This window comes from Mucilaginibacter sp., assembly GCF_028288105.1.
In the GTDB taxonomy this organism is placed as follows: Bacteria; Bacteroidota; Bacteroidia; order Sphingobacteriales; family Sphingobacteriaceae; genus Mucilaginibacter.
Genome location: NZ_JAQBOI010000225.1, coordinates 1 through 10,537, shown reverse-complemented (window position 1 = coordinate 10,537; position 10,537 = coordinate 1). Strand labels below are relative to the sequence as shown.

Here is a 10,537-nt window from a genome sequence, read left to right as displayed (position 1 = left end):
AGTTAGAATTGCGCCAGCGCGATCTTAGAGAGCACAGCATCCCTGAAAGAAGAGGAGTTACTCATAGAAGTAAGCCCAAGGGAAAAGTAAAACTGTTTTTTAATGCTCATCATTGGTATCAAAATTACGGTATAAGAAATTAATATGCAAGCATAGTTTTGTGATTGGTGATTGGTGAGTAGTTAAGGAGGCACCTACGGAGCCTATAGGAAAATATGAGGTGTTTCTATAAACAGGTAACTCCTCCGGAGTAAGGAAGTGACATTAAAAGCTCCGTAGGAGCATCCTGTTTATAGAAAATATTAATAAGGTAAATGGCTCCAGCGGAGCCTCCTTCCGTAAATCAATTCTTAAACCAATAACCAATCAACCAAAATAACTACTTTTGATTTCCAATAAACCAATCCTAACTTATGAAATTAGTATCCTACAAAACCGAAGACCGGGAACATTTAGGTATATTTATTAACGGACATATTTACAACCTAAACTCCTGCGATAAGCTAATCCCCGATAACATGAATGAGTTTTTATGGGGCGGAGATGAGCTGATGGATCGGGCCAAAAAGGTTAATGAGGCTATCAAATCTGGTAAGCTGCAGGCTAAAGAGGAACTATTTTATGAGCTGATGGCACCGGTACCACACCCAACATCGTGCCGTGACGGATATGCTTTTAGGCAGCATGTGGCAGCCGCGCGGCGCAACCGCAAGGTAGATATGATCGCGGAGTTTGACCAATACCCTATATTTTATTTTACCAACCATAACGCAATTCAAGGCCCCGGCGAAATTGAGTGCATGCCCGATCATTTTCAGAAACTTGATTTTGAACTTGAAGTTGCCGTGGTGCTGAATAAAAAAGGCCGTAACATTAAAGCTGCAGATGCCGATAGCTTTATTGCCGGTTATATGATCATGAATGATATGAGCGCCCGCACCCTGCAAATGGAAGAAATGCTGCTCAACCTTGGTCCTGCAAAGGGAAAGGATTTTTCGACCGTGATTGGTCCCTGGCTGGTTACGCCCGATGAATTGGAGCAATATAAAACTTCACCAAAAGAAGGGCATACCGGCGTTACCTATAATTTAGAAATGAAATGCGTAGTTAATGGCAAACAAGTTAGCAGCGGCAACATGGCCGATATGGACTGGACATTTGCCGAGATCATAGAACGCTGCGCCTATGGTTGTGATGTACTGCCGGGTGATGTAATAGGTTCGGGTACGGTGGGTACGGGTTGTTTCCTGGAACTTAACGGCACCGGGTTACTAAATGATCCCAACTATCAGGTTCAGTGGTTACAGCCAAACGATTTGGTTGAAATGGAAATAACCGGATTAGGGATGCTTGGCAATATAATTAAGAAGAGTAATGATGATTTTTCGTTGCTGGCGATAAAGAAATAATACAAATAATAAAGCCGTCATTGCGAGCATAGCGACGAAGCCTCACCTAAATCCTCTCCAAAGGAGAGGACTTGAGGAAGCCAATCAGAACCCTCTCCTTTGGAGAGGGCAGGGTGAGGCTAATAGATTGCTTCGCACCTCGCAATGACGCGTGGAGAAAATCATGCTAACCCTCGATATAAAAGACCTTTCCCCGTTACAAATACAAGCCTACCTTAACCATGCGGTGGCGCCGAGGCCTATTTGTCTGGCATCAACTATTGATAAGGCTGGTAATGTAAATTTGAGTCCGTTTAGTTTTTTTAACCTGTTTAGCGTAAACCCGCCGATATGTGTGTTTTCTCCGTCGCGCAGGGTGAGGGATAATACTACCAAACACACGCTGGAAAACCTGAAACAAGTGCCCGAGTGTGTTATCAATATTGTGAACTACGATATGGTGCAGCAGGTATCTCTATCAAGCGTGGAATACCCGGCAGGCGTAAACGAGTTTATTAAAGCAGGTTTAACCGAACTGCCTTCAACCATGGTAAAACCGCCCCGAGTGGCCGAATCGCCGGTGCAGTTGGAGTGTGTTGTAAGGGAGATAATAAGCCTTGGCGAAATACCGGGTGCCGGTAATTTGGTAATAGCCGAGATCAAACTGATTCATATCAAGGAAGATATTTTAAGCGAGAATGGCACTGTCAACCAGGAAAAAATAGATCTGGTGGCCCGCCTCGGTGGCGATTGGTATTGCCGTGTTACTGCCGATAACCTGTTTAAGGTGGCAAAACCTGTAAGCACAATAGGTATTGGGGTAGATGCTATTCCGTACGCTATCCGCCATTCAAAGGTACTTACGGGTAATAACCTGGGCCAGTTGGGCAATGTTGAAGTGTTGCCGACGGATAGTGAAATTGAAGCCTATGTACAATCCGATGAGATAAAAGAACTCTTTGATGCTACCATAGGCGACAGTCAAACCCGCGAGTTGCAGCTGCACCTGAAAGCTAAAAAACTGCTGGATGATGGGTTGGTGAAAGAAGCCTGGATGGTATTGCTGGCAGAATGAATATTGTAGAGACGCGATACTTCGCGTCTCCTTTAGGTTGGTAATTGCTTGATGAGATATGCAAAGTATCGCGTCCGCTTTAGGCAGATAATTGTATGGCGGGAGATGCAAAGTATTGCGTCTCTACATCGTGGGGATAAACAATTTTCCCTTCTCAATCATTATTGCTTTAATGATCGTCAATTATACAGAACAAGGTTGGGAAATTATAACGCAAAGGGCGCATGGCCTGCTTGCGGCCCAAATTGCTGTGCAATGGCGTAAAAAAGACCGTCCCGATCGCTGGGTGGAAACCCTAATAGCCATAGCCGACCACGACGATGCCCAAACCGAACTGGAAGCTGACGACCTGCTTACCCCGCAAGGTGGCCCGGTAGATTTTAAAATGAAAAAATTTGAGCCGGAGCACAGCCAACGGTTGCATGATTTCTCTGTATCTAAAAGCCGGTACATTGCCCTGCTAACATCCATGCATATGGTTTTCCTGTACACACGCGAAGCCGGTACCAACCCATTAGTAAAACCCTTTTTGGCCGAACAGGAAAAATTGCAAAGGGCATGGCGGAAAGCGCTTAAAATAACCCCAAAAGAGGCCACCAGGATCTATGGTTTGCTGGAATGGTGCGATGCTTTTTCCTTATTGCTTGCCCAACACGAGGTGCAGCCAGAAAACCGCACAATAGAAGTAAGCCGGGGGCCGGATAAACGACAATATAAACTGATGCAAAACAGCAATGGTTCCCTCACCGTAAAGCCCTGGCCGTTTGATGAAAAAAGGTTCAGCCTTAGTTTAGAAAGCAGGAAGCTTGCTACCCTGCAATTTAAAAGCTGCGAACAGTTCAAGAAAGAATTAGCAGAAGCAGATGTTGTAGAAACGGTTTGGCGGTTAGAGAAATAAGCAGATCATTGTAGAGACGCGATACTTCGCGTCTCCTTTAGGCTGGCAATGCATGGCCGGAGACGCTTATATTCCCAGCACCTGCTTCAATTTCACATAGCCTGTTTTACTTACCGGTATTTTAGCGCCCGATTTTAAGATGGCCAGGTGGCTGTCTTTTTCGTATGGATCTAAACGGGTAATTTGCTGTATGGCTATGATGTAGGAGCGGTGTACGCGCACAAAATATCGTGGATCTAAGGTCTTCTCGAAGAAGGCCATGGTCTTGTTTTTTAAGAACGCGCCTTCCGCGGTAATAACGCTTACGTAATCGTCATCGGCTTGCAGGTATTCCACATCCTGTACAGATATGATCTTTACTTTGGTGCCGGTTTTTACCACAATACGCTCGTTTTGCCCAGGCGATTGGGCGGCTTCTTCTAACAATGGGTTAGTTTTGGTAACCGGTGTAGGGCCGGCAGGGGCCTGCGCCAGTAGTTTTTCTATAGCTTTGGTAAAGCGTTCTTTACTAAAGGGTTTTAAAAGATAATCTACCGCATGTGTTTCAAAAGCTTTTATGGCATATTCATCAAACGCTGTAGCGAATATTACCGCCGGCGGATTGTCCACCAGTTCCAGCATTTCGAAGCCATTAATTTTGGGCATTTGCACGTCCAAAAATATCAGGTCGGGCTGGTGTTGCTGAATGGCTTTAAGGCCTTCAAAACCGTCACCGCATTCCTGCAGCACTTCTATCTGGGGGAAAGCCTGTAAATATTCTTGTACAACCATACGGGCCAAAGGCTCGTCGTCAATAATTAAAGCGCTGATCATAACTGCGGTATTTTTATTATGGTTGTAAATATATTATCATTTGCGTGAGTTTCCATCAAATCGTTACGCGCAAATATCAAATAAAGTCGGCGTTGTACCCCGCTTAAGCCAAAACCGGTCCCTTTACGCGGGCGACTTGTTTTTGGGTCGTAAGGGTTTTGGATCATAATAACAAGATACTGGTCCTCTGATTCGGCACGGATGCTTACGGTAACCTCGCCTGTGGTATCGTATAAGCCAAACTTTATGGCATTCTCTACCAGTGGCTGCAACAGCATGGAAGGCAGCGTGGCCTCGCCGCATTTATCATCGCAGCTTATCTCGGTTTGCAGGCGATGGCCAAAACGAACCTTCTCAATCTCCAGGTATAAATTTAAATGCGTCAATTCATCGGTCAGGGGTACTAAAAGCTGATCGTCTTTTTTTAAGGTGCCTCGTAAAAAATCCGACAGTTGGTGGATCATCTTCCGTGCTTCATCAGGCTTAAAGCCTATAAGGGCATTAATAGAGTTTAAACTATTAAACAAAAAGTGGGGTTGTAATTGCTGGCGAAGGTTGTAAAGCTCGGCATCGCGGGCCAGTTTTTCGGCTTCGGTTTTACGGTCGACGGTTTTTTTATGGTCCAGCTGTGTGTACCACAGGGCGCTGATCATGGCCATCCATCCAATAGCTAAAAACAGCGTAAAGAAGCGGATAACCAACGATTGCAATAAAAAGTTATGGTACACCTGCCCCATGTTAAACAGCGGCAGTATGTAACGGCAACCGGCAATACAGGCGGCAGCAAGCGCGGCGCACCATATCAGCAGATAGATGTAGCTTTCTTTATCGGGCTGGTAATAACGCAGGTTATTATTAATAAGCCAGCATGCACCGCATAGCAATATGCCACTGGTAGCGCTATCGGTAACAGCAGTCATCCAGGGGAAACCGAAGCTATGGATAATATAGCCCTGCAAGGCGGCCCATACTAACCCGCAGACCGCGAAGGCCCCGATTAATTTTGATTGCGATATTTGTGATGAAGCCAAAGCTTTTTGTTTATTGTTAGGTTTTAGTTTTTTGCACCCAGCAGGGCGCTTTTATGATGTGCCCAGGCAATGTAAAGGTCTGGGTCTGTTGCTTCGTGTATGTTATAATATAGCTCGGTGCCATCCGTAAGGCCGCTTAAAGCATTCAGTTCGGCAACATCAATAAATTGCCATTTAACCGTTTGCTTTTTTACGTTTATAAAGCTATCCTGGTTGGCATGGCCAATAGTGCTTGCTTTTTCATAAGCCTCTATTTCATTGTCGGCATTTATAAGGCGTAATTGCTCGTCAAATTGCGCGTTATGGTCGCCATTGCCGCTTATTACCCTGAAAACTAATTTTGCTACATACCAGTTCATAACGTATCTCTCCCTTTAAATTATATGATTGATAAGCCTCACCTAAATCCTCTCCAAGGGAGAGGACTTTATGAAACACTTTCTTGTCCGTTATTTTAATTAATAGCTGCGGATATCTACACCGGCAAACAGCGATACACCTTTCAGCACCAAAACCTTATCGGTAGTGCTGGTTTGCGCGTGTTTAATGCGTTTGTCATCCACACCGGCAAATACCGCGGCAAGGTCTGGTATTACGTGCCAGTTAGCAGGCACGATAATTTTTGTACCGCCAAACAGTTGGGTAATATCTATTACTACACGCCCGTGGATATCCGCCTGGGTAAAATCAAGCTCGGTACCGCCAAATACATTTGTGATATCGCCACCCCTAAAGTTTTTAGATAGGATGGTTTTGTTAACGCCGCCAAACACAGCGGTAGCGTTAAGGTAATCATCTTCGGATGGTGGGGGGATGCTGCCTATAGGTTCGGGTGCAGCAGCTTCAGTACCTTCGGTATCAAAGTTTGCTAAAGGTTTATCTGCACTGTATGGGTTGGCCTGGTATTTTTTGTCCCAGTAGTCGCCATTAGCGACTGCGGGTTCACCCCTCCGTCTCATTATTATCCATAAACCAAAACTAATAAGCAGTATTGGCCATGTAATATCGCTCACGTTAAAATTGGGGAATATATCGTCGAGCAAAAAGCCCATACCTACTATTACGAGTATAAACCATAGCGGTTTACGAAAGTTATGTTTAGCACCATAATATATACCCCAAACTATGATCCACATTGGCCAGCTGAATATCCAGTTAGGGAAAAAGAAAAAATCGAATTGTTTAATGAGCAGTATACCGCCTACTGCCAATAATATTACCCCGGCTAAAACCTTGTTTTTTGGAGTGCGGTTTATATGATCTATATTGTTAGACATGGTCTTCTTATTTTTAATCTTAACCAAAACTAACTTAAGATTACATATATGCAAATGTATAATTGGCAATATGATTAAAGAAGTCGGTAAGGGGGTATAAATTGTCGGTAAAAAATTAGGTTCTGGTAAGATTAATAAAATATATACTTTAGGAAACCTAAATAATTACAATGGAACAGGAGTATAAGATATCGACTTTCGGAAAAGTATTTAACGGATTAATGACTGCTGCACTGGTTTGCGCAAGTATGTACTTGCTTTCAAAAGCCAACAGTTCCAATAGCTATATTGGTATGATAATCTTCTCCGTGCTTATGTTGACAGGGGGGATATTACTTGCACTATATACATTTAAAAGACGGGTTGTAATTTCAGATACCTCAATAGCGGTAAGAGGACTGTTTGGTACAAGGGAATTACCAAACAGTCTTGTTAAAGGTTATAGAGTTAAAGATAAAGCCATCTTTATTTATGCTAATCAGCAAGGAGTTCGTGGATTAATGATCAATGACTATATCAGTATTGGTAATAGTACCGAATTAATAGAATCCCTTTCTCTTCATTACTCCGATTTAAATGAATTGGATAGACAGAACGATTTAAAGATAATTTTACAGGATGCTGAGTTAGGTAATACAGAAGGAGAACGACTTGATGAATTTAAAAAAGCTAAAAAAATAGCGTTGATATATAATGCTGGCGGTATCGCAATATTTGTGTTATCCATTGTACTTTTAAGAACCCAATCTAAAGTAGACACAATCTTAGTGCTCTGGCCTTTAATTGGAATTGTATTGCTAATTAAATCAAAAGGCTTAATTAAATTAGTCACAAAAACCAGTAGCGCATACCCTTGTATTATTTGGGGGATGTACATATCTGGTATCGTAGCACTAATTAAATCACTGGTAGATTATTCAATTCTCCGGGGCGATCATGTTTGGCTGCCGTTTGTTTTGGTAGGGATATTGGTTTCTATTGTTTTATACTTTAAGGGGTGGGATAGATCGAAAAGTGCCCTATGGGGCCAGGGTTTGGCTGTAATATTTATAGCATTCATATACAGCTATAGTTTTGCGGTAATTATCAACTGTAATTTAGATAATTCGGCTCCTCAAAGCTTTCCTGTTACAATAACAGACAAGTCATCCGGAGGAAAAAGCACTACGGTATATCATGTTAAATTAAGTTCATGGGCAATGAATGATATACCAAGTGAAGTAAAGATATCGCGTGAATTTTACAACCAGGCTTTTATAGGTGCTAATGTACATATACAGGTAAAAAAAGGATTATTTAAAATCCCCTGGTATTACATCACCCAATAAATTACACCGCCGGTTCCTGCTGACTCAAACAATGGAAACTCCCCAAGCCCCAGATAATATCTGTTGAATCGATGCCGATAACCTTCCTGTCGGGGAAGCAGTTCTGCAGGATATCCAGCGCTTTATCGTCGTGACGGGAACGGTAGGTAGGTACAATAACTGCCGAATTACCTATGTAGAAGTTTGCGTACGATGCCGGTAAACGCTGTCCATCATATACAACGGCATTGGGCATGGGCAGCTCAACAATGTTTAGTTGCTTGCCGTTTAGCAGGCGCATGGTTTTAAGGGTTTGCAGGTTTTCCTGTAGTATGTGGTAGTTCTCGTCGTTTTTGTTCTCTTCCACCACGGTAACCACGGTATCGGTATTTACAAAACGGGTAATATCATCAATATGGCCGTCGGTATCGTCGCCTATAATGCCATCGCCCAGCCAAAGTATTTGTTCGACCCCGTAGTAATTTTGCAGGTATTCTTCAATCTGCTGCTGGTTTAAATGCGGGTTGCGGTTTTTGTTGAGTAAGCAGGCAGTGGTAGTAAGCAAAGTGCCCGCGCCGTTAAAATCAACCGAGCCACCTTCCATCACAATACCCGGGTGGTATACCGGCAGGTTAAACTGCGCGCCAATTTTTGTAGGGATAACATCATCCAGATTGTACGGAGGATACTTATCACCCCATGCATTATAGTTCCAATCAACAATAACCTTTTCTTTAGTTTCGTAATTCACCAAAAATGCAGGGCCATGATCGCGGCACCAGGCATCGTTAGTGCCAAATTCAAAAAACTCAACCTTGTTTAAGTCGGCACCAACAATCTGCAATTGCTGTTTGGCAAAGGCCGCCATTTGCTCATCAACCACGTTAATGCGAACGATCTCGCCTTCGGTTAGTACCTTAATGAACTCAGCATATTTGCCGTATATCATCCCCAGTTTACCCGGCCACGAAGCCTCCTTGTGCGGCCAGCTTAGCCATGTGGCGGAATGCTTAGCCCATTCGGCAGGGAAGTGGAATCCTTTTGGTAAGTTTTGGTTTGATGATTGGCTCATGGCTGATGTTGTATTAAAACCGTCATTGCGAGGAAGCCTCACCTAAATCCTCTCCAAAGGAGAGGACTTTAATCTCTTTTTTACCCTCTCCTTTGGAGAGGGCAGGGTGAGGCTAGGAGATTGCTTCGTACCTCGCAATGACGCGTGGGGTATTGTAGGTTAATCGTTATCTATTAAACGTTTTGTAATCGGTTGATATGAATCTATCCTTCGGTCGCGTAGAAATGGCCAGTGGCTGCGGTAGTAATCAGACTGATCCAGATCCAGCTCTTTTACAATCACTTCTTCCTGCTCAACAGTAGTTTGGTGCAAAACCTCACCAAACGGATCGGCAAAGAACGAGCCTCCCCAGAACTTAACACCTGCTTCTTCGCCAACACGGTTCACGCTTACCACGTGCACACCATTGGCTACCGCGTGCGAGCGTTGGATGGTTTGCCAGGCGTTGTATTGTTTAACGTTAGTGGCCTCGTCCTGCGTGGTTGCCCAGCCAATAGCGGTTGGGTAGAACAATATTTCGGCACCCATTAATGCGGTAATGCGTGCAGCTTCGGGGTACCATTGGTCCCAGCAGATCAGCACACCTATAGTAGCAAACTTGGTTTTAAAAACTTTGTAACCAAGGTCGCCGGGGGTGAAGTAGAATTTCTCGTAAAAGCCCGGGTCGTCCGGGATGTGCATTTTGCGGTATTTGCCAAGGTAGCTGCCATCGGCATCTAAAACGGCGGTGGTATTATGGTAAACGCCCTGGGCGCGTTTCTCAAATAACGAGGCAATGATCACCACACCCAGTTCGCCAGCTACTTTTTGCAAAGCATCGGTTGATGGGCCGGGGATAGGTTCGGCTAACTTAAAGTTATCGTAATCTTCCACATCGCAAAAATACAGCGATGTAAAAAGCTCCTGCAGGCAAACAATTTGCGCGCCTTTGGCGGCTGCTTCCCTAACTTTAACAATGGCCTTATCCAGGTTCTCCTGTTTATTTGCAGTACAGGTCATCTGCACTATACCAACTTTTACCTTACTCATATCTGATAGAAATTTGCGCAAAAATAAGGATTTGATTGGTGATTACACCGATTTTACTACTATGATTACACTGATTTGATTTTAAGATTACACCGAATGTCAATATCAATCTGTGTAATCAATGTTAAAATCTGTGAAATCAAAACATGAAATCTAAAAAAAACATAGCTTTGCATCCGAATGAAAGATTTAGCAGAAACCGAAGTAGAAGATATGGAGAAGGCTATTAAGCCTAAAACCTGGAAAGATACTTTGTGGAACATTACTAAAGTGGTGCTTAAATTTGCGGTAACCTCGGTTCTGCTATACTATGTATTTAGCAAAGTGCCCTTGCAAAAGGTAAAACTAAGGCTAATACATGCCAATTACTGGTGGATGTTTGCCGCGCTGCTATGTTTCTTCGCTTCTATGGTGATGTCGTCATGGCGTTTATCAAGTTTCTTTAAATCCATCAAACTAAAGCTCGATCCGCGTTTTAACTTTCGTTTATATTTGTTGGGGTTGTTCTATAACTTCCTGTTACCGGGTGGTATTGGTGGCGATGGTTACAAGATCTATCTGCTCAACAAAACCTATAAATTACCGGCCAAAAAAGTATTTTGGGCTATCATGTTCGATAGGCTCAGCGGCTTGTGGGCTATAGGCCT

General features: G+C 43.5%; 11 protein-coding genes. 5 read left to right on the top strand and 6 right to left on the bottom strand.

All coding sequences use genetic code 11. The annotated features are described in order from the left end of the window. The first annotated feature begins 413 nt into the window (after positions 1–413). The 3 genes from JWQ85_RS15495 to JWQ85_RS15485 all read left to right on the top strand — a co-directional run bounded on the left by JWQ85_RS15495 (position 414) and on the right by JWQ85_RS15485 (position 3,361). Positions 414–1,409 carry a fumarylacetoacetate hydrolase family protein gene (locus tag JWQ85_RS15495; protein ID WP_299469558.1) on the top strand — a complete coding sequence of 332 codons (996 nt, stop codon included), beginning with the start codon at positions 414–416 and terminating at the stop codon, positions 1,407–1,409. Between the two features lie 163 nt (positions 1,410–1,572). Then, positions 1,573–2,463: a flavin reductase family protein gene (locus JWQ85_RS15490; protein ID WP_299469556.1), complete on the top strand. Its 891-nt coding sequence runs from the start codon at positions 1,573–1,575 to the stop codon at positions 2,461–2,463. A gap of 172 nt (positions 2,464–2,635) precedes the next feature. Continuing rightward, on the top strand, positions 2,636–3,361 hold the full coding sequence (locus JWQ85_RS15485; RefSeq protein ID WP_299469554.1) for a DUF3891 family protein: 726 nt from the start codon (positions 2,636–2,638) through the stop codon (positions 3,359–3,361). Between the two features lie 66 nt (positions 3,362–3,427). Here JWQ85_RS15485 and JWQ85_RS15480 read toward each other — a convergent pair whose 3' ends face one another. The 4 genes from JWQ85_RS15480 to JWQ85_RS15465 all read right to left on the bottom strand — a co-directional run bounded on the left by JWQ85_RS15480 (position 3,428) and on the right by JWQ85_RS15465 (position 6,482). Beyond that, positions 3,428–4,174, bottom strand: a complete 747-nt coding sequence (locus tag JWQ85_RS15480; RefSeq protein WP_299469553.1) for a response regulator — start codon at positions 4,172–4,174, stop codon at positions 3,428–3,430. Then, complete coding sequence (locus JWQ85_RS15475) at positions 4,171–5,205, bottom strand: sensor histidine kinase (protein WP_299469551.1); 1,035 nt, start codon at positions 5,203–5,205, stop codon at positions 4,171–4,173. Before JWQ85_RS15475 ends, JWQ85_RS15480 begins: the two co-directional genes overlap by 4 nt. Before the next feature lie 23 nt (positions 5,206–5,228). Beyond that, positions 5,229–5,564: a DUF4288 domain-containing protein gene (locus JWQ85_RS15470; protein WP_299469549.1), complete on the bottom strand. Its 336-nt coding sequence runs from the start codon at positions 5,562–5,564 to the stop codon at positions 5,229–5,231. Between the two features lie 99 nt (positions 5,565–5,663). Further along, positions 5,664–6,482, bottom strand: a complete 819-nt coding sequence (locus tag JWQ85_RS15465) for a DUF5668 domain-containing protein (RefSeq protein ID WP_299469547.1) — start codon at positions 6,480–6,482, stop codon at positions 5,664–5,666. Between the two features lie 221 nt (positions 6,483–6,703). Here JWQ85_RS15465 and JWQ85_RS15460 point away from each other — a divergent pair, with 221 nt between their 5' ends. Further along, the gene (locus JWQ85_RS15460; RefSeq protein ID WP_299469545.1) at positions 6,704–7,810 is read left to right on the top strand and encodes a PH domain-containing protein; all 1,107 of its coding nucleotides are present in this window, start codon (positions 6,704–6,706) and stop codon (positions 7,808–7,810) included. A gap of 1 nt (position 7,811) precedes the next feature. On the opposite strand, the gene JWQ85_RS15455 is transcribed toward JWQ85_RS15460, so the two are convergent. Then, positions 7,812–8,861 carry an agmatine/peptidylarginine deiminase gene (locus tag JWQ85_RS15455; RefSeq protein ID WP_299469543.1) on the bottom strand — a complete coding sequence of 350 codons (1,050 nt, stop codon included), beginning with the start codon at positions 8,859–8,861 and terminating at the stop codon, positions 7,812–7,814. A gap of 159 nt (positions 8,862–9,020) precedes the next feature. Beyond that, positions 9,021–9,890, bottom strand: coding sequence for a carbon-nitrogen hydrolase (locus tag JWQ85_RS15450; RefSeq protein WP_299469541.1), 870 nt, complete (start codon positions 9,888–9,890; stop codon positions 9,021–9,023). A 180-nt stretch (positions 9,891–10,070) separates the two neighbouring features. On the opposite strand from JWQ85_RS15450, the gene JWQ85_RS15445 reads away from it, so the two are divergent. Continuing rightward, on the top strand, positions 10,071–10,537 hold a 467-nt coding region (locus JWQ85_RS15445; RefSeq protein WP_299469539.1), incomplete at its 3' end, for a lysylphosphatidylglycerol synthase transmembrane domain-containing protein.

Bases quoted from the DNA above. Each gene is read 5' to 3' on its own strand.
- JWQ85_RS15495 (WP_299469558.1), top strand. From the start codon at position 414: ATGAAATTAGTATCCTACAAAACCGAAGACCGGGAACATTTAGGTATA.
- JWQ85_RS15490 (WP_299469556.1), top strand. From the start codon at position 1,573: ATGCTAACCCTCGATATAAAAGACCTTTCCCCGTTACAAATACAAGCC.
- JWQ85_RS15485 (WP_299469554.1), top strand. From the start codon at position 2,636: ATGATCGTCAATTATACAGAACAAGGTTGGGAAATTATAACGCAAAGG.
- JWQ85_RS15480 (WP_299469553.1), bottom strand. From the start codon at position 4,174: ATGATCAGCGCTTTAATTATTGACGACGAGCCTTTGGCCCGTATGGTT.
- JWQ85_RS15470 (WP_299469549.1), bottom strand. From the start codon at position 5,564: ATGAACTGGTATGTAGCAAAATTAGTTTTCAGGGTAATAAGCGGCAAT.
- JWQ85_RS15465 (WP_299469547.1), bottom strand. From the start codon at position 6,482: ATGTCTAACAATATAGATCATATAAACCGCACTCCAAAAAACAAGGTT.
- JWQ85_RS15460 (WP_299469545.1), top strand. From the start codon at position 6,704: ATGACTGCTGCACTGGTTTGCGCAAGTATGTACTTGCTTTCAAAAGCC.
- JWQ85_RS15455 (WP_299469543.1), bottom strand. From the start codon at position 8,861: ATGAGCCAATCATCAAACCAAAACTTACCAAAAGGATTCCACTTCCCT.
- JWQ85_RS15450 (WP_299469541.1), bottom strand. From the start codon at position 9,890: ATGAGTAAGGTAAAAGTTGGTATAGTGCAGATGACCTGTACTGCAAAT.